The following is a 23,942-nucleotide window of genomic DNA, read 5'->3' as shown; positions in this document are numbered from 1 at the left end:
GTGGTCTCAGGCGAGCACGGGGCGCCAGTCGGCCAGCAGTGCCGGCAGCTGCGCCATGTCGGTGAACACGTGCACCACGCCGACGGCGCGCAGCGCGTCGGGCCCGCTGTGGCCGAGGTCGGTGGGGCTGTAGCCGAAGACGGTCGCGCCCGCTGCAACGCCTGCCATGGCGCCGGTGACGGTGTCCTCGACCACCGCGCAGCGCGCCGGGTCCACGCCCAGCGCGGCGGCAGCCGCCAGGTAGACATCCGGCGCAGGCTTGGAGCGCGGGGTTTCGTGGCCGCTGAAGATGCGGCCCGCGAAGCAGTCGAGCAGGCCGATCTTGTCGAGCTGCAGTTCGACCTTCAGCCGGTCGGCGCCCGATGCGCAGGCAATGCGACCGCCGAGTGCCGCATGCAATGCCCGCACGGCTTGCACCGCGTTGGGAATGGCGAGCAAGTCGCGCTCCAGCGCCTCGTTGCGGCGGATGCGGAAACCGTCGAGCCAGTCCTCGGTGATGGCGAAGCCGGTCTTCGACTCGATCAGCGCGACCTCGTCCTTCACCGCCTTGCCCACGAAGAGCCGCATGGACTCTTCCACGCTGAGCTTCCAGCCCAGTTCGCCGAGCATCTCGGCCAGTACGCGGTTGGTGATGGGTTCGGAGTCGACCAGGACGCCGTCGCAGTCGAAGAGGACGGCGTCGAAAGGGAATGAATTCATGGGGGGCCATCGTATCAACGAAGCAAATCGGATGATCGAAGCCGATGGAACCCCGCGGAGCCGGCTCCGCCGGTCCGCCGGGGTTGCCCCCTGGAAGGGGGTGTCAGAGCCACACGAAGTGGGCCAGGCTGGGGGTCAGGTCTTGACCTGGATCGGGATGTACATCTCGCCGCCCGCCGCCTTGAACTCCGCCGACTTGCCCGCCATGCCATCCTCGACCGCGATGGTCTCGTCGATGCCGCGTTGAGCTGCATACTCGCGCACCTCCTGCGTGATCTTCATCGAGCAGAACTTCGGACCGCACATGGAGCAGAAGTGCGCGACCTTGCTGCTGTCCTTGGGCAAGGTCTCGTCGTGGAATTCGCGCGCGGTGTCGGGGTCGAGGCCGAGGTTGAACTGGTCCTGCCAGCGGAATTCGAAGCGCGCCTTGGAGAGTGCGTCGTCGCGCGCCCGCGCGCCGGGGTGCCCCTTGGCGACGTCCGCCGCATGCGCCGCGATCTTGTACGCGATGATCCCCTGCTTCACATCGTCGCGATCCGGCAGGCCCAGGTGTTCCTTGGGCGTGACGTAGCACAGCATCGCGGTGCCGGCCCAGCCGATCATGGCGGCGCCGATGGCGCTGGCGATGTGGTCGTAGCCCGGCGCGATGTCGATGGTCAGCGGGCCGAGCGTGTAGAACGGCGCCTCGTGGCAGTGCTTCAGCTGCTCGTCCATGTTGGCCTGGATCAGGTGCATCGGCACGTGGCCCGGGCCTTCGATCATGGTCTGCACGTCGTGCTTCCACGCGATCTGCGTGAGCTCGCCGAGGGTGCGCAGCTCGGCGAACTGGGCCTCGTCGTTGGCATCCGATGCGCAGCCGGGGCGCAGGCCGTCGCCGAGCGAGAAGCTCACGTCGTAGGCCTTCATGATGTCGCAGATGTCCTCGAAGTGCGTGTAGAGGAAGCTCTCCTTGTGGTGCGAGATGCACCACTTGGCCATGATCGAGCCGCCGCGCGAGACGATGCCGGTGCGGCGGTCCGCCGTGAGGTGGATGAAGGGCAGCCGCAGCCCCGCGTGGATGGTGAAATAGTCGACGCCCTGCTCGGCCTGCTCGATCAGCGTGTCGCGGTAAATCTCCCAGGTGAGGTCCTCGGCCACGCCGCCGACCTTTTCGAGCGCCTGGTAGATCGGCACCGTGCCGATGGGCACCGGGCTGTTGCGCACGATCCAGTCGCGCGTGGTGTGGATGTTGCGGCCGGTGGAAAGGTCCATCACGTTGTCGGCACCCCAGCGGATGGCCCACACGAGCTTCTCGACTTCTTCCTCGATGCTGGAGGTGACAGCCGAGTTGCCGATGTTGGCGTTGATCTTGACCTTGAAGTTGCGGCCGATCGCCATCGGCTCGACTTCGGGGTGGTTGATGTTGGCCGGGATGATGGCGCGGCCGCGCGCCACTTCATCGCGCACGAACTCGGGCGTGATGATCTTCGGGATGCGCGCGCCCATCGGGTTGCCGGCCAGGCGCTTCTCGCGCGCTTCGTCGGCGAGGTACTCGGCCATCCATTCGCGGCGGCCGTTCTCGCGCAGGGCGACGTATTCCATCTCGGGCGTGACGATGCCCCGGCGCGCGTAGTGCATCTGCGTCACGTTGGCGCCTGCCTTGGCGCGCCGTGGCGTGCGCTGGAGGGCGGCTGCGCCGGCGCGCAGTTCGGCGATGCGCTGCGCATCGCGGTCGGCGTGCGTGGCGCCGTCGTCGAGTGCCAGGTGCACGCGGCCTTCGTAGCTTTCGGTGTCGCCGCGCTCGGCAATCCATGCATCGCGCACGCCGGGCAGGCCGCGCCGCACGTCGATGTCGGCGGCAGGATCGGTGTACGGCCCAGAGGTGTCGTAGAGCGACACACGCTCGCCGTTGGTGAGCAGCACCTCGCGCACCGGCACGCGCAGGTCGGGCCGGCTGCCGGCGATGGTGCTCTTGCTGGAGGCGGGGAAAGGCTCACGCGTGAGCGTGAGAAGGGACGCGAACTTGTCGATGGCATTCATGCGGGGCACTCCTGGTTGTGGGACAACGGGTGCTCCGCGATCGCTCCGGGTAACGGTGACGGCCATCGAGGACGGACGGGCACCTTGGAGTCGCAGCTCTTCTTACGCTGGTATGAACCAGATCAAGTTCGCGGGTTCGGCCGCTTGGCCATCTCAGTACGCATCTGCGTGCACCCCGGAGCGGGGCCGATTCTAGGCCTTGCCTGCGCGCGGGATCAAGTCGGACGCACAGCGGCCATCGGCGTGACTGCCAACGGGCCCTCGGCATCGGCCCCTGCCGCCTCGGCCGCGGCCCAGGCATCCAGGCCACCGGCAAGCACGCGCACGCGGGGCAGGCCCGCAGCCATCAGCACGCGCGCAGCCGCGACGGCCGATTCATCGTTGGGGCAATCGCAGAACACGACGAGTTCGCGGCCATCGGAGAAACTGCCGAGACGCTTCGGAAGGTGCGAGAGCGCAATGCCGATGGCACCGGGAATCGCGCGTTCGTCCAGCGCACGTGCCTCGTCGGAGCGCACGTCGATCAGGGTAGGGCCGGCGCCGGCTGCCAAGGCTTCGCGCAGCACCTGGACTTCCATCAACTCGATGTCGTCGGCGCGCAGCGCCATGCGGCGTTGCCGATAGCGCCACAGGATGAACCCGACCAGCAGCAGCGCGAACACCCCCATGGCAGCAAGCCCGATCTCGGACAGGACCGCCAGCACGTCCTCGATGGCAGCATGGAAGACGCGCCCGAGGATCAGGAACCCCAGCGTCCAGATCAGCGCAGCCACCGTCTCGTAGGACAGGAAGCGCACGTTCGACATGCCCAGCGCACCCGCCATCGGCGGCGCAACCACCGACACGCCCGGCACGAACTTCGCCGCGATCAGCGACAGGCCGCCCCAGCGGCCCAGGATCGATTCACTGCGCCGCACGCAGGAGTCCGCCGACAGCGAAATGCGGCACAGCAGCCGCATGACCCGGTAGCCCCAGCGCCGCCCCGCGAGGAACCACACGCCGTCGCCGAGGATGTTGCCCAGCACCGCGGCCAAGGTCACCGCCAGAAAAGACACCTGCCCTCCGACCGTGAGCCCGCCCGCGACGATCAGGAAAGGCACCGCCGGCACGGGTGCGCCCAGGCGCGTCGCCAGCGTGGCAACGAACACCAGGGCCGAACCCTGGCTGGCGAGTAGTGTGACGAAGTCATTCATGATTTCACGGGACCGGTGTTCTTTTCTGCAGGAATCGGAAGACGGCTATTCCCCTTGGGTGGGTCGTTCCGTCGGGTTCGCCGTGGCCTGCGCGGAAGGTCCGCCGCGAAGATCCAGATCGGAGAAATAGGCGATGCCGTGGCCACGCGTGTTGTCCGCATCGGCCGAGATGGCGACCGCGACCACGTCAGGCATGGTGCTGCCGGCCTCGTCGCCGAACGCGCGGCGATAGTCCGCGAGCAGGTTGCGTCGTTCGGCCACCCATGTGCCCGGCTTCGCGGCGGCGCCGGACTCGAGCACGATCATGCGCACGCGGCGGGTGAAGGCGTTCATGAACTCGCTTCCCTTCGCCTCCTTGTTGTCCCACACGTAGCACAGCGCTTCGCTGGGCACGTCTTCGCCGGTCGTACGGCGGGCGAGCGCCAGACGGGTGCGCTCGCCGACGGACAGCCTGTCGACCGGGAAGTCGAAGAACACGCACACCTTGGCCGCGCCATCGTCACCGGCGCGGGTGCGCAGGTCGGCGTCCTGGACGAACTCGTCGACGCGCCAGCGCCATGCGAGCGTAGTGCCTCCGTTGAGCGGCACCTGCGTCGGATGCACAAGGTTGCCGTAGGACTGGTCGGCCTCGACCCTCAGCACGCGCTTGCCGTCCTGCTGCACCACCTCGAACCGCGTGGGGGCCTTGTTGGGCAGGGTGGTGAAGCGCCAGGGCTGCGGCGCCTGCGCGCCCTGTGCGCTCGAGAAGGGCGTGAGCGTTGCGGGCTCGTCTGCGTGGGCAGCGGGAGTCGATGCCAGCAGGAGCATCGAAGCGAGCGGCAGGGCCGCGGCAACTCGCCGCTGCCAGCGCGCAAACTGATCCGTCGTCGTGCTCTCCATGTCGGCCCCTTCGCCCTGGGTTGGTGAAACCTCTGCTGAGCGCCTTCGGCGCTCAGCGCACCATGCGAGTGTGGGGGCGAAAGGGCCCAAGATAAATACGCCAAAAGGAATCTGTCTGTCTCAATCCCGGACACAATGTCCGGCAGACAGCTATCGAATCGATAGCAAGAAATCCTTGTTTGGCGGCCTCGCAGAGGCTATTCGGCCGCCCTCGACGGGCTCAGTGCAGATCGCCGTCGACGTAGTACCACCGATTGTGGAGGCCATCGACCTCGCGCACGAAACGGCTGCGCTCGTGCAGGCGCGACGCCACGCCGGCGCTGCTGCGTTGGCGGGCCACGAACTCGACCTCCGCGTGGTCGGCGTCGAGCACCGATCGCGAGCGGACGTCCAGCCCGAGCCACTTCACGCCGGGATCGAAGCTCACTTCGGCTGGGCGGGTCGATGCATGCCAGGTCGCGAGCAGGTAGTCGGCTCGTTCGCGCACGAAGGCGGTGTAGCGCGAGCGCATGAGCGATTCGGCGTCCGTTGCCGGGGTGTTCTCGAAGTCGTCCACATAGCGGCCGCAGCATTGGGCGTAGGCCAGCGGGAGTTCCCGGCGATCACGGCGCCCGCAGGGGCAAGGGACACGGGCGGAACTGGGAGAGGATGCGGACATTGGGAAGGTTTTGGCGGGGAATGCAGCACGTATTGTGCAGACCCTCGCACAAACCCTGCCTCCGGCAGCGCCGCCCCTCCCCTCATTTGGGGGCAGGCAGACGGCCCAGGAGGCTTTCGACCGCCAGGCCCAGGGCCAGCAACTGGCGGTCGCTGCCCGCCGGCCCGTCGAACTCGAGGCCGACCGGCAGGTGGCTCGTGGCACCCAGCCCCGAGGGTAGTTGCAGGCCCGGTATGCCGGCATTGCTGCCGGGGTCGGTGTTCTGGATCAGCACGACGAAGTTCTCCGGGCTGCTGGCATCGGGCGTCGCGGCCAGCGCCACGCGCGGGACCGTCGGGAACACCAGCGCATCGAGCCGGTTCCTCGTGAAGGTGTCACGGTAGAGCCTCTGCAGCGCCGGGCGGGCCACCCGCATCGCGTTGTCGTACGCCGGCTTGGCGTCGACCACGCCTTTGGCGGCCGGCAGCTTGCGCGGGATGATCAGCCCGTCGAAAGTGCCCTTCACATCGGGGCTGGCGACCGCCGCGGCGAGTTGCGCGATGCCCACGCCGGTGCGGTACCTGGCGAGGTAGGCCGCGATGTCGTCATGCGCCTCGTAGAGCGCGACCGGAAAGCCGACCGCGCCGTTGAGCTCCATCAGCTTCGGCATTTCCACGTCCACCAGAGTCACCCCCGCCGCACGCAGCTTGGCCAGCGCTGCATCCGTGGCCGCGCGCGTGTCGGCATCGAGATTGGCGTAGAAAGCCGGCACCACGCCGAGCCGCACGCGCTTCAGGTTGGCGGGCTTGACCGGCGTACCGCCCACGATCACACGATCGATCAGCGCCACGTCCGCGACCGACAGCGCCATTGGCCCGGCCGTGTCGCGCGTGTGCGAGATCGGCGTGATGCCCTCCTGCGAATAGCGGCCGACAGTCGGCCGCAATGAGGCGCAGCCGTTGAACGCGCAGGGAATGCGCACCGAGCCGCCCGTGTCGGTGCCGAGTGCCGCCGGCACCATGCGTGCGCCAAGCGCCGCGCCGTTGCCGGACGACGAACCACCCGCGACACGCGTGCTGTCATAGGCGTTGCGCACGCCCACTTCGGGGCCGGTCTGGAAGGCGGGGTTGTAGCCCGTCACGCCGAAGGCCAGCTCGTGCATGTGGGTCTTGCCCAGCACGATGGCGCCCGCCGCGCGCAGCTTGGCGACGACAGGCGCGTCGGCCTGCGGCACGAAGGTCTTGAGGGCGGGCGTTCCGGCGGTGGCTGGCAGCCCCTTGACCTGGATGTTGTCCTTCACCGCCACCGGCACGCCGGCGAGCGGCTTGCAGGCGCCTCCCTGCTTGCGCTCCGCATCTGCCGCACGAGCGGCGCGCAAGGCGCCAGCCTCATCGAGCGTGATGAAAGCGTTGAGCTGCATCTTCGCCCTGGCCTGCGCGAGGTAGGCCGACACCACTTGCTCGCTGCCGAGCGTGCCTGCGCAGATCAGCCGCGCGGCCTCGCTGGCCGTCAGGGTGGCGATATCCGGTGTCACGGGCTGTGCCGCCGCGGGCAACCCGAGGGCGGTCATGCACAGAAGGGCCGCCGCTCGAAGCGCGCGCGGAGGATTCGGCGGGAAGAGCATGGTGCGATCTCCAACGAAGAGACCACCAATGCTGCACCGATATGTGCGCCTTGTCTGCCGGAGCGTTCGGCACCTATTCGCCGGACCTGCGTTAGTCCGATGGCGCCTGTTGCGCGGAAACACGTGGCATGCGGATGCCGCAGTAGGCCATGACGATGGCGATGATCGGGCTCGCGATGCAGAAGATCGCATAGGGCGCGTAGCTGAACGTGGCAACGCCAAGGGTGGCTGCCATGTAGGCGCCGCAGCTGTTCCATGGGATCAGCGCAGACGTGGGCGTTGCCACGTCGCCGATGGTGCGCGACAGTACGACCGGCGCGAGGCCGCGTGTTTCGAAGGCACTCTTGAAGGACCGCCCCGGCAACATCACGGCCATGTACTGATCGGCAGTCGCGATGGCGGTACCGATGATGGCGGCCGCGAGCGCGGCGACCAATGCCCCGTTGCTCTTCGCCCGCGCGAGGATCGGAGTCGTCAGTCGCTCCAGCACTCCGCACCTTTCGACGACGCCGCCGAAGGCGAGCGCGGTGATGATGAGCCAGATCGTGCTCATCATGCTTTCCATTCCGCCCCGTGTGACCAGCAGGTCGATGGTCGGAACGCCGGTCGAGGATTTGTAGCCGCTCGCCAGCGCCAGCCACATGCCCTTGAGCATCGCGAGCAAGGTCGGAACGCCTTCTCGCGGCTGTGCGAAGGCGATGACGCGCTCAGGCGCAACAAAGACTGCCAGGACGGCGGCGACGAGCGCGCCGACAAAGATCGACGTGAAGGCGGGAATCTTGAACAGCGCAAGCAGGATCACGGTTGCGAGCGGTATGAAGAGAATCAGCGAGATGTTGAAGGTGCTCTTGAGCAGAGCCAGTTTCTGGCTCGCGTCGAATTCACCGGGACGGCCGAGCTGGTAGAAGACCAGCAATGAAATGACAAGCGCAATCAGCGAAGTCAACAGCGTCTCACGGATGTGCTTGTACAAATTGACGCCCGCCGCGGCGGCGGCAAGGTTGGCCGAGTCCGAAAGCGGTGAGGACTTGTCGCCGAAGTACGCGCCAGAAATCACCGCACCAGCCGTGATGGCGGGGTTCATGTCCATGTTCTGCGAAATGCCCATCAGGCCGATGCCGATCGTGCCCACGGTCGTCCAGGAACTCCCGATGCTGAAGGAAATGAATCCGCAGATCATCAGGGCGGTCGCGTAGAAGTAATTGGGGCTGAGCAACTGCAGGCCGTAGTACACCATTGCGGCGATGGTGCCGCTCAGCGCCCAGGTGCCAATCAGCGCGCCGACCGCCAGCAGGATGAAGATGGCGCCAAGACCTGAACTCACGCTCGCAATGGCCGCCTCGCGCATTTCATCCAGAGTGAGGCCGTGACGCAAGCCAATGACGGCGGCCACCATCGTCGCCACCATCAGTGCCACTTGGTTCGGCCCTCCCGCACCGGCATCGCCGAACAGGAAGTAGGAAAGCCCGACCAGAAAAATCAGGCTGGCGACGGGAATGACGGCCTCGATCAACGAAAGCGGAGGCTTTGTCGCTTGCTCCGTGTCCATACTCTCCCTGCTTGCGCGGCAGCGTGTTGGTGTGGGTGTTGCGGTCGTACGGAAGAGCCATGCACCGGGCGGTTCCGCCAAGGTCCGCGGTCGCCGGCATTACACATCCGCTTGGCAACAAGCGCAACGCGGACAAAGTGATTTGCCGCTGGCGCTGCTACGTCGAGAGGCGCTGATCGAGAGCGGCCGCCTGGTACGCGTGCGCCATGAATGGACGCCGCGCGTCCACGAACATGCGGGTCATTCATTGGCGGTGTGATCTCAGGCCAACGGGAGCTGAATTCCTGACTCTGCGAAGACATCGCGTACGACGGACAGCCCGTTCAGCGCTGCCGGAAATCCCGCGTAAACCGCCGTCTGCATCACAACTTCTACCACCTCCGCTGGTTTGCAGCCGACGTGCAATGCAGCATGCACATGCACCCGCAGCTGAGGCAGCGCATGGCCAAGTACGCACAATGCAGCGACCGTCGCGAGTTCACGTTCGCGCAAGCCCAGCCCTTCTCTTGCGTAGATGTCGCCGAACGGGAATTCCAGCACATAGCGCGCGAAGTCCGGAAAGGACTTCGCAAGCCCCTCGACCACTGCCAGGCCTGCCGGGCCGTCCACGGCAGCCAACATGCGCGAGCCGCGCTCGTAACGCTCGGCGCTCATCGGGCACCTCCCATGTGATGCCGACGAGCGGCCGCGGTTACTGAAGCATGGTGAAAAAGGGTCATGAAGTTCTCCAAACATTTGATGAAAGTCACTGTAGAACTGGCCTCCAGCAAGCGGAATGACCAAGTTCGTGATACCTTTTTGATATGTCTAATCTGCTGGACTCCCGGTCACTCGCGCTCTTCCTTGCCGTCGCGGATGCGCTGAGCTTTCGCCAGGCGGCCGAGACACTGCACCTGTCTCAGCCGCCGCTGAGCCGGGCGATTCGGGAGCTCGAGGAGCGATTGGGGACGCGGCTGTTCGACCGCAACACGAAGGGCGTGAACCTCACCGACGCTGGGCAGCGGCTGCTGCCCTATGCGCGCAGCGTCGGAAAGTTGCTTCGCGAGGCCGAAGCGGAACTCGCGACCCAGGGATTGCCGACCACCCTCCGGCTTGGCCTGACCAGCGCAGTGGAGCCGACGTGGTTCCGCGGGCTGGCACAACGAGTGCAGGCAGCTCATCCCGAAACGTCCGTGTCAACCCTGTCCGATACCTCTCCGCGGCTTGTACGCCAGCTTCGCGCCGGCAAACTGGATGCGGCCTTCGTTGCACTTCCTACGGATACGCATGGGTTGGATGTCCTGGAACTCGACCGCCTGCCGATGGTGGTCGCGATGCAGTCTTCCCATCAGCTGGCGAAGCGCAGGACGGTCAGTCTTGCAGACCTGGCGCGCGAATCGGTCTTCTGGTTCGAGCGCGCGCGACAGCCCGCGTTTTACGACCACTGCCAGAAGGTCTTCTCTCGCCATGACTTCGCTCCACCAAAGCTGAAGGAACCGACCGACCATCACGTTCTATTGGGTGACGTGGCCAGTGGACGTGGTGTGGCCCTGCTGCCCAAGTCGTTCACCGGACTGAGACGGGCGGGCGTCGTCTACAGGTCTCTGGTCGAGGGCGAAGAGCTAGCAGTCGGTATCGGGCTCGCTACGCGCAGGGACCGGCAAGGAATGCGCGACATACTGATCGAGGCAGGAACATCCGGACAGCCGTAGTCAGCCAACTGCGGACCGTCGGTCGTGCCGCAGAAATCACCAGTTGGCAGACATTCGCGGCGCGTGCACAACAGTCCTGCCCCCAGGGGGAAACGCGTAGCCCGAAGCGCGTGCACACAAACAGGCATATGAGAACAATCAGCCGAATGTCCAGCCCAGCGCCCCTTTCGTTCAATTTCGTGCTCTTCGTTGCCATCGCTGCACTGACCGGGCTCGCGATATCGCTCGTAGTGGGCCTCCTCATTGGCGCGGCGCTGCTCCCACGCGGCCATCCCGCGGCAGACCGCCTTCGTCAAATCGCCGGCGAGATACCTCGTTTTGCGCTCGCGGGCCTGGTCTGGATTCCTACCGTTGCTTTCGTTGGCGTCATCGCCTTTTTCGCCCTCGTCTGAGCAGGCGCGCGGATCGCGCCCATCCCTGATGTCCAAACATTTCGCCGAAGGCTACTACCTGATTACTGGTGCTTCGGGAGCCGGAAAGTCCACCCTCATAGCGGCGTTGAGCGACCTTGGATATGCCACGGTCCCGGAAGCCGCCCTCACCATCGTCCGCGAGCAACAGGAGTGCGGTGGCAACATTCTTCCTTGGGTGAATCGCCCGGCGTTCATGGAAGCGGTCCTCGAGCGCAACATCCGCAACCATCAAGCTGCTCGGTCGCTGAGGGCGCCAGTTTTCTTTGACCGCGGCATTCCGGAATGCCTGGCCTGGTTGCAACTGTCGGGCTTGGCGTTGGAGCCTCATCATTTGGCCGCGCCCGCTCAGTACCGATATGCCCCAACCGTATTTGTGGCAGAGCCCTGGCCCGAGGTGTACGTTCGCGATGCCGAGCGCCAGGCAAGCTTCGAGCGGGCGGCTCGCTCCTATGCGCCAACCGTGGCGGCGCATGTCGAGGCCGGGTATTCAACCTGCGTCATTCCAAAGGTGTCCGTGCAGGCGCGCGTGGCGTTCGTCCTCGAACATGTGGCGAACATGATGTGAGCCTCCAGTCGGCCTACGGCGCACGTACTACTCCGCCTCGATGCCGGCGGCCTTCACGATGCGTCCCCATTTCTGGGATTCGCCCGCCTGGAACTTCGCGAGTTCGTCCGGCGAGGTCGTGAACACCTCGGTGCCGGTCGGCTCATAGAACGCGGCCTTGGCCGCATCGCTCTTTGCCGCCTTGACCAGCAACTCGTTCAGTCGCTTGACGACTGCAGGCGGCGTCTTGGCGGGCGCATAGGCGGCGAACCAGTAGCCCATCTCGTAGCCCTTGACGCCGGCCTCGGCGATGGTCGGCACGTCTGGCGCGAGCGGCGAGCGAGTGCTGCTCGACATGCCGAGCGCGCGCAGCTTGCCGGATTTCACCTGCGGAAGGCCCGTCGCGGTGTCGGTGATCATCATGTTGATCTGGCCGCCGAGCAGGTCCGTCACCGCGAGCGTGTTGCTCTTGTAGGGCACGTGCAGCAGCTTGATGTCGGCCATCTGCTGGAGCAACTCGCCCGCCATCCGGCTCGACGAACTGCCGCTGCCGAAGCTGTACTTGCCCGGCTCCTTCTTCGCCATCTCGACGAACTCTGCGACGGTCTTGGCCGGGAAGGACGGGTTGACCACCATGATCTGACCGCCCTTGCCCAGTGCTGCCACGGGTGCGTAGTCCTTCACCGGGTCGTAGGGCAGCTTCTTGAAGAGGTGCTCGTTGGCCGCGTGCGTGGTGTTGGTGGTGATGAGGACCGTGTACCCGTCCGGCGCGGCCTTGGCCACTTGCTGAGAGGCGATGAAGCCGCTGGCGCCGGCCTTGTTGTCGATGACCACGGCCTGCTTCGTCTCGGCGGTGACGCCGTTGCCAATGGCCCGTGCGATCTGATCCGTGGCAGTTCCGGCGGCGAAGGGCACGACGAAGGTGATGGGTTTGTCGGGGAATCCCTCGGCATGTGCCAGCAGGGGCACCATTGCGAAGGCAGCGGCCGCCGCGAACGCGATGGAGTGGATGCGGTTCATTTGTCTTGTCTCCGGATAGTGGTTGGATATGAAAGGGATCAGGATTCAGGCGGGCCGACGAGCAGATGCTGAAGTGCGTCAGGCACTTCGATCGGCATGTCGAGCAAGAGGAACGAGAGAGACTTGCCGTGCGTGTCGAGGTTCAGGGCGTCGTTGACGCCACCATCGAGGACCGCGTCGAGCACGAAGTTCATCGCATGCAGTCTGGGCAGGACAAAGCGCTGCACGCGGCTCGGTGCCCGGTAGCGAAACTGCGAGGCCACGGCATCAGGCGTGATCTGCTCGAGCAGCAGCGGGAACAGGTCCGGATGCCAGGCAATCACGCTGATGTTCGAGCGATCGCCCTTGTCGCCAGTTCGACCGTGCGCCGCGCGATAGAGGGGAACAGTGGCGGAACTCATGGCGACACCATCTCGAAGCGCACCGGTACTGCTTCCCGTGGCAACAGGCACGAGATCGTGTTGAGCCGTGGCGTGAGCGTGCTGCGAACACCGCCGCCGCCGGCAGGGCCGCAGGTGTAGAGCGCCATCACTTCGCGCCCCAGACGTTCGGCTTCGGCACGATCGTCATGTGTGGCGGCAATCCGCAGGCGCACGTCGCGCGCACCGCTGTCGGCCGTTGCCGCGAGGGTGTGCCCGGCGTCGTCGCCGAGGATGCTGACCGCCCCGATCAGGTCGACGCGCAGGGCAAGGCCTTTCAGGCGGCTGCGCAACACGTCGGCGGCGAGGCGCGCTCGCGACTCGGCACGCGGACCCGCGTATGAAATTTCGCCCTCGGCGAGCCAGCCACCTTCGTGGCACACGTTCACCTTGTAGTGCGTCGGGCGTGCATGGCCGCGAACGCCGTTCAGCGCGACGCGATTGACGCCCAATGCACTCACCTGTGCCTCCGTGATGTCGGCGATGACATCCGGCGTGAGGTAGCCAGCCGGGTCGTGCACCTCGTAGAGCAACTGCTCCTTGACCGTGGCTTCAGTCACCAGGCCGCCGGTTCCATCGGACTTCACGATGGTGCAGGCACCATCGGCTTCGATTTGCGCAATGGGAAATCCCACCTTGTCCAGGCTCGGCACCTCCTTGAAACCAGGGTCGGCGAAGTAGCCCCCGCAAACCTGCGCTCCACATTCGAGCAAGTGGCCCGCCATGGTCGCGCGGCCGAGCTTCTGCCAGTCGTCCGCGCGCCATCCGAAGTGGGACATCGCAGGGCCGACTGTCAGCGATGGATCGGCGACTCGGCCGCAAACCACGATCTGGGCGCCTGCATCAAGGGCAGCGGCGATCGGCTCGGCACCGATGTATGCGTTGGCGCTCACGACGCGCAGGCTGTCGAGGCGCTCGCCCAGTTGCTCGCGCAGCAATTCGCGTTGCGCCGGTGTGGATAGATCGTCGCCCTCGATCACGGCAATGCGCGGCGCAGGCGCCCCCACTTCCAATGCGATGCGGGCGATATGTCGGGCAGCTGCGCGCGGGTTGGCTGCGCCGAAGTTGCTGACGATACGGATTCCGTTTTCAAGGCAGCGCGCCAGCACCGGACGCAGCATCTCGTCCAGCAAGGGTTCGTATCCCGACTCGGGATCAGCGCGGCGCCGCAACTGCGCGAGTGCCAGCGTGCGCTCGGCCAAGGTCTCGAAGATGAGGAAGGCGCGTTGGCCCGCCGGGCCCGCAGCGAGCGAGGCGACCAGCGTGTCGACGACCGGGCCAGCCGCATCGGTGCGGTCGCCGGAGAAGCCGGCTGCGCAGCCCACCAGCAATGGAGCGATTGATGGATTCATTCAGGGGATGGATTCATTCAGGGTTTGTCTCTCGTAGCGGAATGTATGGGCGGGAAGTGTTATCGGTAAAATTGAAAGTTCGAATCAACTCATCCACTTTTCAGATAGCCATGCCAACCACCGATCTATCGACACGACAGCTCCGTGCGTTCGCAGCGCTAGCCGACGAGCGCAACTTCACACGCGCGGCGCAGCGCTGTCATCTGTCGCAGCCGGCTTTCAGCACGTTGATCCGCACGCTGGAGGAGACGGTGGGCGCACGGCTATTCGATCGCGACACCCGTAGCGTGCAACTGACGCCCGAAGGGCGCCAGTTCGAGAGTTCGGCGAGGCGCCTGCTTGACGACATGCAGGAATTGATCGGTGACCTTGCCGACCGCGTTGAGCGGCGAAAGGGACGCGTGAGCGTTGCGGCGCTGCCTTCGCTCGCGGCCGGCTGGCTCCCACAGATCCTTGCAGAGTTCATGCGGACCTGGCCAGGGATCGCGGTCGAGCTTCACGACGCGCTCTCGGATGCGTGCATCGCGCGGGTACGCAATCACGAAGCCGACTTCGCACTCTCCGCGAGCGAGGCAAGGTCGACCGCAGGGGTGGACTTGCGCAGCACAAAGCTGTGCAGCGACCGTTTTCACCTGGTCTGCCGCACCGACCACCCCTTGGCCAGGATCGACAGGCTCTCACCAAAACAACTCGCGGCTTATCCATTCATCCAGATGACGCGCAACAGCAGCGTGCGCCAGGCGCTGGATGCTGCGCTGCATCCATTGAAGCTCAATACCGTCTTCGAAGTGGAGCACTTGGCGACCGTGACAGGATTGGTCGAAGCGGGTGTCGGAATCAGCGTCGTGCCGACGCTCACCCTCTTTCACTTCCAACGCGAAACGCTCATGACACGCCCCCTGTCGGCGCGAGGCCTGAACCGCACGATTCATCTCGTCCAACGAAGAGAAGGAAGTCTCTCCGTCGCGGCACAAACCTTGCACGATCTGATCTTCGAGCGAATGGGGTCGCTGAAGATCGAGGACATGCTCGCTCATTGAGCGCCGGGCACCGCGAGAGCGCGATCGACACCCGCGCCGTATCTCCGATCAGCCAAGGGCGGCGGGTCGCGATGCAGCGCGGATGTGACAGACTCTCGCTCCATCTCAAGTTGACAAGGACTTTCATGAGGCTGGCCGAAGAACTTCCCGAAGTGTTCGAACGCTTCGGCCGCGTGTCGGCCCGTCGCATGTTCGGAGGCCACGGCATCTTCCACGAGGGGCGCATGTTCGGCCTGGTGAGCGGCGAGCGCCTGTACCTCAAGACCGACGAGGAGAGCCGGGCTCAGTTCGAGGCGAAAGGGCTCGCGCCCTTCGAATACATGCGCTCGGGCAAGCTGACACCGACCTCGTACGTCGAAGCGCCGCCCGAAATCTACGAAGACCGCGAGGAAGCGGCGCGCTGGGCCCGCCTCGCCTGGGAGGCCGTCCTGCGGAAGGCCGGCGCGGCCGCGCGACGAAAGCCGGCTGCCAGGAAGATGGCTGCAAAGAAGGCGAAGAAGGCGTAAGTGGCGAAGGCCGCTAGGGCTGATTCAACTGAGCGTAGGGCACGAACGCGGCGCCACCCCAATTGGCCTGCAGCAAGACGCCCTTGTCGGTGAACTGGTAGGTGGACACGTAGGGATTGAAGGACATGGACATGTCCGCCGATGATCCCGCGGAGCGCAGCTTCATGGTTGCGTCGGCGGACGCAGCGACGTCAGCGCCGAGTCTGCGAAATTGGTCGAACACTTCCTTGTTCTTGAAAACCATCACCTGGCGGAAATCCTTGTATCCAATGCCCGGGCCGGTGCCGGCGCGCGTTGCAAGCATGAAGGTGTTCGCCTGCGTGGCGTTGTCGACCAGCACCCCTGTGCCGCGCGCCCCGACGAAGAGCAGGACGTTGATCTGCGAGGAATCGAACACTGCGTAGCCGATCGCCTTCTTCACTTCATCGCGGGTCTCGGGCTTCTGCGCAAAAAGCTCGTCGAGCGTCTTGTCGCGCATGGAGAGGATCTCCGCCTTGACTCTGGGAACATCGGCAGGCAACAGCGCGGGCTGCACGGAGCTTTCGTCATGCTTGGATCCTGTGGCGCAGGCCGATAGCAGCACAGGCAGCAACAACAACATCCAACAACGATGCTTCATGTTGAATTCCTGAAAGGCGATTGGGGCAAGGCAGGCACCAATGAGTTCGTGTCATTGTGCGCCAAGCGACGTTGGGAGGCCATCGCCGCCATGCCGAAACAATTCGATGGACGCGCGCGCCCGAGTGCGGCATGCTTGCGCGCGATTGCCCCACGAACGATCGCAGGCGACCCCAAAAGTGACCAACTCACGTCGATTTGCGCAGGCATGCCTCGCCGCCGTGGCGGTAGCGTTGCCGAGCCTTGGATTCGGTCAGCAGGACGCGCTGCCCGCATTCAAGGAACTCGACTCGATGGAAGCGAGAGTTCAAGGCTGCGTGACCTGTCATGGGCAGAGCGGACAAGGGACCAGCAACGGCTACTTCCCGCGAATTGCAGGAAAGCCGGCCGGCTACCTCTACAACCAGCTCGTGGCGTTCCGCGACGGCACCCGGCGGTATCCGCCGATGAACTATCTCGTCGCCTATCTGCCGGATGCCTATCTCAAGGAGATCGCAGACCATTTCGCCAGGCAGCGCCCACCATTCGCCGCGCGTGAAGACGCCGGTGCCGACGCAGCCACGCTGGCGCGAGGGAAGGCGCTGGTAACGGCAGGGGACCCGCAAAAGGGCATCCCCGCGTGCATTGCCTGTCATGGCGAGGGCCTGACTGGCATGAACCCGGGCATTCCCGGGCTGGTGGGGCTTCGGCCAAGCTACATCGCGGCGCAGCTCACCCGCTGGCGGGTCGGCGACCGGCATGCGGCCGACCCCGACTGCATGAAGAGGATTGCGGTGCGCCTCTCGGAGATCGATGTGAACGCGGTGGGCGCCTGGCTAGGGCAGCAAGATCCTCCCAGGGACCCTTCACCCGAGTCCTCGAACCTCGTCCGCATGCCGCTGGCATGTGGCAGCCAACGGTAGTCGCCATGCGTCGTCCCTGGATCACCTTGCTTGGCGCGGTCGTGGTGGTCGGGGTGATCGGCGTTGCGGCGATGTACTACCTGCTTCCTGGCGAGCTTCGCCCTACCCAGGGGGTGGCAACGACGCCCAACGCCACGACGCAAGTCATCAACAAGGGCGAGTACCTCGCGCGGGCCGGTGACTGCGTTGCGTGCCATACCCACCCGGGCGGCCAGGAGTTCGCCGGCGGCCGCGCCATGCCGACACCGTTCGGCAACCTCTATGTTCCGAACATCACGCCGGACGAGGAAACTGGCATCGGCGCGTGGTCCCCCGAAGAGTTCTATCGCATGATGCACAAGGGCGTGTCCCGCGACGGTACGTTGCTGTACCCCGCGATGCCCTTCGCCTCCTACACCAAGGTGACGCGCGAGGACTCGGACGCCATCTTTGCCTACCTGATGTCGGTGCCGCCGGTGAAGCAGCCGAACCGGCCGCACGAGCTGCGCTTCCCCTACAACAAGCGGGAGCTGCTGGTCGGTTGGCGCGCCTTGTATTTCAGCGAGGGCGAGTACCAACCCGACCCGAAGCAATCCGCCCAGTGGAACCGCGGCGCCTACCTCGTACTGGGCCTGGGCCATTGCGCCATGTGCCACACGGCCGTGAATCCCCTGGGCGGTTCGAGCGAATCCAAGGCGTTCGAGGGCGGGATGATCCCGAACCAGAACTGGTACGCGCCATCGCTGACCTCGAACCGGGAAGCCGGGCTGGGCAACTGGAGCCTTCAGGACATCAAGGATCTGCTCCAGGTCGGCGTCTCGCACCGCGGGACCGTCTACGGGCCGATGGCCGAGGTCACCTACAACAGCCTTCAGTACCTGAGCGACGAGGACGTGGAGGCGATGGCGGTCTACCTGAAGGCGCTGCCGCAGCGCGACTCCGAGCCGCCGCCCACGAGCCAGGCGCGCCTGGTGGCGCCGAACGTCATGGAGCTGGGCCGGAAGGTCTACGCCCAGCAGTGCGCGATGTGTCACGGCGAAGAGGGCAAGGGCCATCCGCCCGGCCTGCCTCCGCTTGCCGGCAACCAGTCGATCACCATGGCGTCGCCCGTCAACTCGATCCGCATGGTGCTCAACGGCGGCTACGCGCCCGGGACCCGGAAGAACCCGAGGCCGTACGGGATGCCTCCCTTCAATCACATCCTTAACGATGACGAGGCGGCCGCCGTCGTGACCTACATCCGCGTCGCCTGGGAAAACAGCGGCACCCCGGTGTCACCCGCCCAGGTCAATGACCTGCGCAAGCTCATACCCGAATAGGAGGAGGCGGAGATGACATCAGCGGCCAGGCAGGAAGAGCGACTCGACGACGAAGACCGTCGCGTCGACGAGATCGTGAGACGAGGACCTTCCGGTACCTTCGCTGTCGCCGGCGTGGCGACCGCCATCGTGGTCGCCATCTATTTCATCTTCTACATCTTCGCCTACCTGCCGCGAGGAGCAGTGCAGTGACGGCAGCGATGTCCTCCGAAGACGGCACATCCGAAGCCATTGCGCTCGCGGCGGAGAAGCGCTGGGCCTACGTTGTCGCAGGCATCATCGTGATCCTCCTGGCGATGATGATCGTCACGGGGCTGCACTGGGCGGCGATGCCTCCGTCGCGCGTGGAGACCATCGACGTGAATACGGTTCACCTGAAGGGCGAGTTCGTCGAGAGCAATCTCGGCACCGCGCTGGGACCGGACGGCAAGGTCACCGTGCGCCTCGTTGCGCAGCAATACTCCTTCGTTCCGCAGTGCATCGTCGTTCCCGCGGACATGCCGGTGACCTTCCGAGGGACAGCCACGGACGCCATCCACGGATTCATCGTCGGCCGGACGAATGCCAACACGATGCTCATTCCAGGCTTCATCGCCACGTTCACGACGCGCTTCTCCAGGACCGGCGAGTGGTTGATGCCCTGCCATGAATACTGCGGCACCGGCCACGAGGCGATGTGGGCGCGCGTGCAGGTGCTGCCACCCCAGGAGTTCCTGGCCAAGGCGCAAGCGGGAGAAAGGCTGGACTGTGTTTCACGCTAGGAAACTCGTTCTCGCCCACTTCGGGGTCGCGTTCATCGCGTTCCTGGGTGCACTCGCGCTGGGTGCGTGGCAGATGTACATCCGCAGCCCCCTTGCCACCTGGGTCAACAACCCGGAGCACTACTACCGCTCCGTCACTGCCCACGGCACGGTGATGGCCTATGTATTGCCGACGCTCGTGGCGATGGGCTTCGGCTACGCCATCTCGGAGCTTGCGCTCAAACGGCCCCTCATCGGAGTTCGATGGGCCTGGGCCGGCTTCTGGCTGGTCATCGCCGGCACCGTGTTGGCGGCAGTGACGATGGCACTCGGCAAGGCGTCGGTGCTCTACACCTTCTATCCGCCGATGATCGGCAGCCCCTTCTACTACTTCGGCGTGGTGCTTGTCGTCGTGGGCTCGTGGGTCTGGGTCGCGCTCATGGCCGTCAACCTGCATGCCTGGCGCAAGGAGCATCCCGGCGAGACGGTGCCGCTCGCGATGTTCGGCAACGTCACCGGCGCCTACCTCTGGGCCTGGACGTCACTGGGGGCTGCGCTCGAAGTGCTGGTCCTCATCCTCCCGGCGTCGCTCGGCCTGACGGACACCATCAACGCCGGACTTGCGCGCGTCTTCTTCTCCTGGACGCTTCACGCCATCGTCTACTTCTGGCTGATGCCCGCCTACATCGCCTTCTACACGATCGTGCCTCGCGCCATCGGTGGGCGCCTGTACAGCGACACCATGGGACGCGTCGCGTTCGTGCTCTTCCTGGTGTTCTCGATGCCCATCGGCATCCATCACCTGTTTGCCGATCCGCAGGTGGGATCAGGCTTCAAGTTCGTTCACGCGGCGATGACCGCGATGGTGTCCGTTCCGACGCTGCTGACCGTCTTCACGATCGTCGCATCGGTGGAGATCGCCGGACGCCTGCGCGGGGGCCAGGGACTGTTCGGCTGGGTGAAGGCGTTGCCCTGGGACAACCCCTGGATGCTGGCCGTCACCTTCTCCTTCGTGATGCTGGGCTTCGGAGGCGCCGGCGGCATCATCAACATGAGCTACCAGCTCAACGAAACGGTGCACAACACCCAATGGGTCACGGGCCACTTCCACCTGATATTTGCCGGCGCCATCGTGCTGATGTACTTCATGGTGGCCTACGATCTCTGGCCTCAGCTCACGGGATGCGCGCCGCTGTCTGCCACGCTCATCAAATGGCAGGTGTGGACCTGGTTCGTCGGGATGATGGTGCTGTCGATGCCCTGGCACCTGGTGGGCCTGCTCGGCATGCCCAGGCGCATGGCGTACTACGACTACACCCACCCTGACATCCAGCCGCAGGCCTGGACCGTGACCGTGTCGGCCCTCGGCGGGTTCGTGCTGCTGGCCTCCGGCATCCTGCTGGTCTACATCCTCGCCACCGCGCACAAGCGCAGGGCTGGCGTGGTCCAACCCTATGGCTTCAGCCGCACGACGCACCCGACGACGCATACCCCGGCACTGCTGAACCGCTTCGGGCTCTGGGTGGCCATGATGATCGGCCTGACTCTCGTCAACTATGGGTATCCGATCTTTCAGCTGGCGGTGCTGAAGGAGGCTTGGGTGCCCATCATTCCGATCGGGAGCCGGTGATGCGTGACCGGGCCGTCTACTCCTGGCGCAACGGCTGGTTCCGCTGGTCGGTGGTGTCGCTGGTCGTGTTCACGGTGCTGTGCGTGCTGGTGGGATTCGTCTGGCTGCCGTCCGTGCACAAGGACTTCACCGCGCAGAACCTGTGGGACGCGATCTGCAGGGCTGCGGGCGTTCCGGCCCACTGGTCCAGCGGATCGGATGTGAAGACCGGGCCCGCGTCCACGGACGTCGTTCTCGAGCGCCGCATGGTCCGCATGACCGACACCGCTGCGGTGGGCCGGGGCGCGACGCTTGCACTGAACTGCACGATGTGCCACGGGGCGCAGGGCATGAGCACCTCCGACGCGCCCAATCTCTCGGGCCAGTACCCTGAAGTCGTCATCAAGCAGTTGCTCGACTACAAGGCAGGCCGGCGCTCGCACACCCTGATGGAGACGCTGGCACGCAACATGTCCCAGCGCGACATCGAGGATCTCGCGGCCTACTACGCCTACCTTCCAAAGGCCCGGACGGCACCCACCACCTACGACGAATCCTTGCCCGCACTGGTGCGCGTGGGCGACCCGCTGCGCAACATCGCGCCGTGCATCTCATGCCATGGCGGCGTCGACCAGAAGCTCGGCGCACCGTGGATCGAGGGAATGCCCAAAGACTATCTGGTCGAGCAGCTGAAGGCCTTCAAGACAGGAGCGCGACGCAACGACTCCCAAGGCCAGATGCGCAACATGGCTCGACCGATGTCGGAGCAGGAGATTGCCGAAGTCGCGGAGTTCTATGCCCGCAAGGCCAGCGCCGGACAACGACACTGAACGAGCCCGGACAGTTCGGCCCCGATGCCCGGCTCAGGGCCGGAACCACCCGTTGCCCACCACCAGGTACACGGCCGTCGTCCCCGGGCTGTGGGCCACATCGATGCCCACATCGAGTCCGAACTTGCGTGCCAGTTCGTAGCGAAAGCCGAAGCCGCCGCTGCCCACGTTCTGCGTGGCGGAAAAGTTGTCGCCGGTGACACGTGTTGTCCCGCCCCCGGCGAAGACGACGCCGCTCCATGGGCCGGAGAATCGCCAGCGTGCTTCCACTTCGACGGAGGCAACCTGGTCGCCCTGGTATCGCATTGCGGGGACGCCACGCAGCTGGACGAACGGCCGCAGGAAAAAAGGGGTGCCGTCGGAGGACCATGCATAGCTTCCACGCGCGGCCAGCGTGACGCCATGCGCCAGCGGCTGCCAGCCCATCACGATCTGCTGGAAACGTTCGAAATCATCGGTCGAACCCAAGGCCTCGCGTGATGCCAGCCATGACGTTTCGGCGTAGACGCCGCGCGTCGGCGTGAAGACGTTGTCCCGCGTGTCGTATTCGAGGATGGCAGTCGGTGCGGAGATCTTCACGCGGGCGCTGTCGGCGAGACCCGAAGGCTGAGGCTCGTCCCGCAGCTTCGGGTCGACGTCGGCGAAGACGTAGCGCATGCCGATCGCCCACGGTGACTTCGGTGCGAGTTGCCAGTTGACCTGCGCGACGGCGCCTGCGAACTGCAGCGAGTAGCGCACCTTCTGGTCCAACGATGGCAGTCCGGAGCCCAGGCCGTAGAAATCCAGATTGACCTCTCCGGCCGCGGCACCGACCAAGGTGCGCAAGCGCCCGTCCATCCAGCGGCTGGCATCGCCCGCGAACGCACCCATCGTCCCGTTCTCGGTGGCGAATGCCCCGATGCCCGAGATGTCAGGGCGCGCCCATCCTTCGTCACCTGCTTCCTTGCGTGGCCGCAGGAACATGCCAGCGGCGCCGCCGCCGTAGCCGACGGCCGGCTCTGTCACGACGATCGGGATCGGCAGGAAACCGCGGGGATTCTCGAGGAGGCTGCTCAAGTCGAGCGGTCCATCCTGACGGTCGAAGAGCCGTTCGCGGCCGCGCGGCGCGGGCTCCTTCATCGCCTCTGCAGGCGCCGCGCCCTCGCTACGCAACGGTTCGGACAAAGGCTGGGCGCCGACGCCCGCTGATGCGCCCATGGCGAGCACATGAAGTAGGGCGGGCGGCAACCAGCGCATCGTTGAATTATCCAGATGGGTCGGTGTCGTCTCTGCGAGAAATCGCCTCGATTGGAACCGAGTGTCGCCATGCAGTCGAGATGCACAGCCAGATCGTGGAACAGCTAGTTGAAATCGTCATTTGACGCCGCGAGGATCCATTCGCGAAATGCAGCCACCTTCGGTCGTGCCTGGCTGTCTTTTGGATAGACCAGGTAATAGGCGAAGTCGTCGAGAAGGGTGTCCTTGGCAAGCCTGACAAGGCGCCCCTCGGTGACATCTGGCGCGATCATCGCGGCGGGCAGAAGGCCTGCACCCTGACCGGCCAGGACAGCCTTCAAGAGCAATCCGGCATCGTCAAAGGCGACGCCGCGAGCGGGCCCGATGTCGTCGACGCCGAGGGTCTGGAACCACAGGTGCCAACCCCTGCGCTCCGCATCGTGCACCTTCGGCCACGACGCGAGCGCTGCGGGGTTCGGCGGCAATCCCCGCGCGTTGACCAGCGCCGGCGCGGCGACTGGCACGACCTCGACACTCACGACCCGATCGCTGAGCAGGCCGGCGTAGCGACCGAGCCCATGGCGCACGGCAACGTCGACGCCGTCGCGCTCCCAGTTCACCAGTGCGGTGCTCGCGACGATCTGAAGATCGATCTGCGGATAGGCCTCCTGAAAAGACCGCAGTCGCGGGACGAGCCACGCCGAGGCGAAGAAGGGCGTCACGCTGACGGTGAGGCGACCGGTATCGGCGCCGCCTCCGATCCGGCCCGACGCTTCGGCGATTTGCCTGAACGCGTTGTGGATCGGAGGCAGGTAGCTGTGACCCGCGGTGGTGAGCCGGATGCCCCGGTTGACGCGATGGAACAGCGTGACGTCGAGATGCGACTCGAGCAGTTTGAGCATCTGGCTGACGGCGCCCGGCGTGACGCATAGCTCCTCGGCGGCCTTCTTCACGGACTGGTGGCGCGCAGCCGCCTCAAACGCACGCAAGGCGCCCAGCGGCGGAAAGCTTCTGAAGTTCATTTAGCTCAGCTTAATCGAATGGCTCAGAAATGCTGCTTTGATCTGTCTCATCTGGAGAGGCAGACTGGCACCGGTACAGCAATTTTCATCTTAGCCAGACTAACGCAATATTGGAACGCATTC

General features: G+C 65.3%; 25 protein-coding genes and 1 riboswitch. Of the genes, 11 read left to right on the top strand and 14 right to left on the bottom strand.

Going from position 1 to position 23,942, the window contains the following annotated elements:
- Positions 1-6: 6 nt before the first annotated feature.
- The 8 genes from QTH90_RS26575 to QTH90_RS26540 all read right to left on the bottom strand — a co-directional run bounded on the left by QTH90_RS26575 (position 7) and on the right by QTH90_RS26540 (position 9,254).
- Positions 7-699, bottom strand: a complete 693-nt coding sequence (locus tag QTH90_RS26575) for an HAD family hydrolase (protein ID WP_286667565.1) — start codon at positions 697-699, stop codon at positions 7-9.
- A gap of 135 nt (positions 700-834) precedes the next feature.
- Positions 835-2,718, bottom strand: a complete 1,884-nt coding sequence (gene thiC, locus QTH90_RS26570) for a phosphomethylpyrimidine synthase ThiC (protein WP_286667564.1) — start codon at positions 2,716-2,718, stop codon at positions 835-837.
- An 82-nt stretch (positions 2,719-2,800) separates the two neighbouring features.
- Positions 2,801-2,906: riboswitch (TPP riboswitch) on the bottom strand.
- A 27-nt stretch (positions 2,907-2,933) separates the two neighbouring features.
- Complete coding sequence (locus tag QTH90_RS26565; protein WP_286667563.1) at positions 2,934-3,911, bottom strand: rhodanese-like domain-containing protein; 978 nt, start codon at positions 3,909-3,911, stop codon at positions 2,934-2,936.
- Positions 3,912-3,956: 45 nt separating this feature from the next.
- Entirely contained in the window at positions 3,957-4,790 is an 834-nt protein-coding gene (locus QTH90_RS26560; protein ID WP_286667562.1) for a DUF3047 domain-containing protein, read from the bottom strand.
- A gap of 220 nt (positions 4,791-5,010) precedes the next feature.
- On the bottom strand, positions 5,011-5,448 hold the full coding sequence (locus tag QTH90_RS26555; protein WP_286667560.1) for a YchJ family protein: 438 nt from the start codon (positions 5,446-5,448) through the stop codon (positions 5,011-5,013).
- Between the two features lie 82 nt (positions 5,449-5,530).
- Positions 5,531-6,997: an indoleacetamide hydrolase gene (iaaH, locus tag QTH90_RS26550; protein ID WP_286667628.1), complete on the bottom strand. Its 1,467-nt coding sequence runs from the start codon at positions 6,995-6,997 to the stop codon at positions 5,531-5,533.
- A 145-nt stretch (positions 6,998-7,142) separates the two neighbouring features.
- Positions 7,143-8,600 (bottom strand): Na+/H+ antiporter NhaC, encoded by a 1,458-nt coding sequence (gene nhaC / locus QTH90_RS26545; RefSeq protein ID WP_286667559.1) that lies wholly within the window; start codon positions 8,598-8,600, stop codon positions 7,143-7,145.
- Positions 8,601-8,861: 261 nt separating this feature from the next.
- Complete coding sequence (locus QTH90_RS26540; RefSeq protein ID WP_286667558.1) at positions 8,862-9,254, bottom strand: carboxymuconolactone decarboxylase family protein; 393 nt, start codon at positions 9,252-9,254, stop codon at positions 8,862-8,864.
- Between the two features lie 149 nt (positions 9,255-9,403).
- Here QTH90_RS26540 and QTH90_RS26535 point away from each other — a divergent pair, with 149 nt between their 5' ends.
- The 3 genes from QTH90_RS26535 to QTH90_RS26525 all read left to right on the top strand — a co-directional run bounded on the left by QTH90_RS26535 (position 9,404) and on the right by QTH90_RS26525 (position 11,269).
- Positions 9,404-10,291, top strand: coding sequence for a LysR family transcriptional regulator (locus QTH90_RS26535; RefSeq protein ID WP_286667557.1), 888 nt, complete (start codon positions 9,404-9,406; stop codon positions 10,289-10,291).
- Between the two features lie 128 nt (positions 10,292-10,419).
- Positions 10,420-10,683: a hypothetical protein gene (locus QTH90_RS26530; RefSeq protein ID WP_286667556.1), complete on the top strand. Its 264-nt coding sequence runs from the start codon at positions 10,420-10,422 to the stop codon at positions 10,681-10,683.
- A 28-nt stretch (positions 10,684-10,711) separates the two neighbouring features.
- Positions 10,712-11,269 (top strand): AAA family ATPase, encoded by a 558-nt coding sequence (locus tag QTH90_RS26525; protein ID WP_286667555.1) that lies wholly within the window; start codon positions 10,712-10,714, stop codon positions 11,267-11,269.
- A gap of 27 nt (positions 11,270-11,296) precedes the next feature.
- Here QTH90_RS26525 and QTH90_RS26520 read toward each other — a convergent pair whose 3' ends face one another.
- The 3 genes from QTH90_RS26520 to QTH90_RS26510 are packed head-to-tail and all read right to left on the bottom strand — an operon-like array spanning position 11,297 to position 14,039.
- Complete coding sequence (locus tag QTH90_RS26520) at positions 11,297-12,268, bottom strand: Bug family tripartite tricarboxylate transporter substrate binding protein (protein WP_444814767.1); 972 nt, start codon at positions 12,266-12,268, stop codon at positions 11,297-11,299.
- A gap of 38 nt (positions 12,269-12,306) precedes the next feature.
- Complete coding sequence (locus QTH90_RS26515; protein ID WP_286667554.1) at positions 12,307-12,669, bottom strand: AtuA-related protein; 363 nt, start codon at positions 12,667-12,669, stop codon at positions 12,307-12,309.
- Positions 12,666-14,039: an acyclic terpene utilization AtuA family protein gene (locus QTH90_RS26510; protein ID WP_286667553.1), complete on the bottom strand. Its 1,374-nt coding sequence runs from the start codon at positions 14,037-14,039 to the stop codon at positions 12,666-12,668. Before QTH90_RS26510 ends, QTH90_RS26515 begins: the two co-directional genes overlap by 4 nt.
- A 110-nt stretch (positions 14,040-14,149) precedes the next feature.
- Here QTH90_RS26510 and QTH90_RS26505 point away from each other — a divergent pair, with 110 nt between their 5' ends.
- Positions 14,150-15,079 carry a LysR family transcriptional regulator gene (locus tag QTH90_RS26505; RefSeq protein ID WP_286667626.1) on the top strand — a complete coding sequence of 310 codons (930 nt, stop codon included), beginning with the start codon at positions 14,150-14,152 and terminating at the stop codon, positions 15,077-15,079.
- A gap of 125 nt (positions 15,080-15,204) precedes the next feature.
- Positions 15,205-15,585, top strand: a complete 381-nt coding sequence (locus QTH90_RS26500) for a TfoX/Sxy family protein (RefSeq protein WP_286667552.1) — start codon at positions 15,205-15,207, stop codon at positions 15,583-15,585.
- Positions 15,586-15,598: 13 nt separating this feature from the next.
- Here the strand turns inward: QTH90_RS26500 and QTH90_RS26495 are convergent, their stop codons facing one another.
- Complete coding sequence (locus QTH90_RS26495) at positions 15,599-16,204, bottom strand: lipid-binding SYLF domain-containing protein (protein WP_286667551.1); 606 nt, start codon at positions 16,202-16,204, stop codon at positions 15,599-15,601.
- Positions 16,205-16,310: 106 nt separating this feature from the next.
- On the opposite strand from QTH90_RS26495, the gene QTH90_RS26490 reads away from it, so the two are divergent.
- From QTH90_RS26490 to QTH90_RS26465, 6 genes are all read left to right on the top strand, one after another.
- Positions 16,311-17,105 carry a c-type cytochrome gene (locus QTH90_RS26490; protein ID WP_506555368.1) on the top strand — a complete coding sequence of 265 codons (795 nt, stop codon included), beginning with the start codon at positions 16,311-16,313 and terminating at the stop codon, positions 17,103-17,105.
- Between the two features lie 71 nt (positions 17,106-17,176).
- Positions 17,177-18,403, top strand: coding sequence for a c-type cytochrome (locus QTH90_RS26485; RefSeq protein ID WP_444814770.1), 1,227 nt, complete (start codon positions 17,177-17,179; stop codon positions 18,401-18,403).
- 12 nt (positions 18,404-18,415) lie between these two features.
- Positions 18,416-18,595, top strand: a complete 180-nt coding sequence (locus QTH90_RS26480; RefSeq protein WP_286667549.1) for a hypothetical protein — start codon at positions 18,416-18,418, stop codon at positions 18,593-18,595.
- An 8-nt stretch (positions 18,596-18,603) separates the two neighbouring features.
- Positions 18,604-19,164 (top strand): cupredoxin domain-containing protein, encoded by a 561-nt coding sequence (locus tag QTH90_RS26475; RefSeq protein WP_286667623.1) that lies wholly within the window; start codon positions 18,604-18,606, stop codon positions 19,162-19,164.
- Positions 19,151-20,773, top strand: a complete 1,623-nt coding sequence (locus tag QTH90_RS26470) for a cbb3-type cytochrome c oxidase subunit I (RefSeq protein WP_286667548.1) — start codon at positions 19,151-19,153, stop codon at positions 20,771-20,773. Before QTH90_RS26475 ends, QTH90_RS26470 begins: the two co-directional genes overlap by 14 nt.
- On the top strand, positions 20,773-21,582 hold the full coding sequence (locus QTH90_RS26465) for a c-type cytochrome (protein WP_286667547.1): 810 nt from the start codon (positions 20,773-20,775) through the stop codon (positions 21,580-21,582). Before QTH90_RS26470 ends, QTH90_RS26465 begins: the two co-directional genes overlap by 1 nt.
- A gap of 33 nt (positions 21,583-21,615) precedes the next feature.
- On the opposite strand, the gene QTH90_RS26460 is transcribed toward QTH90_RS26465, so the two are convergent.
- Entirely contained in the window at positions 21,616-22,779 is a 1,164-nt protein-coding gene (locus QTH90_RS26460; protein ID WP_286667546.1) for a BamA/TamA family outer membrane protein, read from the bottom strand.
- A 143-nt stretch (positions 22,780-22,922) separates the two neighbouring features.
- A complete protein-coding gene (gene gcvA / locus QTH90_RS26455) occupies positions 22,923-23,819 on the bottom strand; it encodes a transcriptional regulator GcvA (protein WP_286667545.1) in 897 nt (298 codons plus the stop codon).
- Positions 23,820-23,942: the final 123 nt, after the last annotated feature.

It is taken from the genome of Variovorax flavidus, assembly GCF_030317145.1.
GTDB lineage: Bacteria > Pseudomonadota > Gammaproteobacteria > Burkholderiales > Burkholderiaceae_C > Variovorax > Variovorax flavidus.
This window is presented reverse-complemented; position numbering and strand designations above follow the sequence as displayed.